The organism is Pseudomonas sp. 32_A, assembly GCF_017490905.1.
Lineage (GTDB): Bacteria > Pseudomonadota > Gammaproteobacteria > Pseudomonadales > Pseudomonadaceae > Aquipseudomonas > Aquipseudomonas inefficax.
In genome coordinates this window covers 1-249 of sequence record NZ_JAFGYI010000453.1, presented here as the reverse complement: position 1 = coordinate 249, position 249 = coordinate 1, and the positions used below count along the sequence as shown (strand labels likewise).

The window sequence follows — 249 nt, the reverse complement described above, 5'->3', positions numbered from 1 at the left end:
AAGAAACCTACGATGGGCAGCCGGCCCTGCGCCGCAAGGACCTGCTGGTGGCGCTGGTTGCCTTGGTGTATGCCGTGTGGCTGTTGTATGCCGGCGGGCTCAAGTACCTGCTGCTGTCGGCGCTGCTCTACGCACCTGGCGCCATCCTGTTCGCCAAGGCCAAGCGTGAAGTCGGCCAACCTGTCTTCACCAACGTGGAAAAGCTGATCTTTGCAGCCGTGGTCATCGGCGCCCTGGTGGCAGCCTTTG

The 249-nt window shown here is 62.7% G+C and carries 1 pseudogene; it reads left to right on the top strand.

The window, feature by feature from the left end:
- Window positions 1-249: pseudogene (locus tag J5M58_RS27415) on the top strand (arginine-ornithine antiporter); the annotation flags it as partial.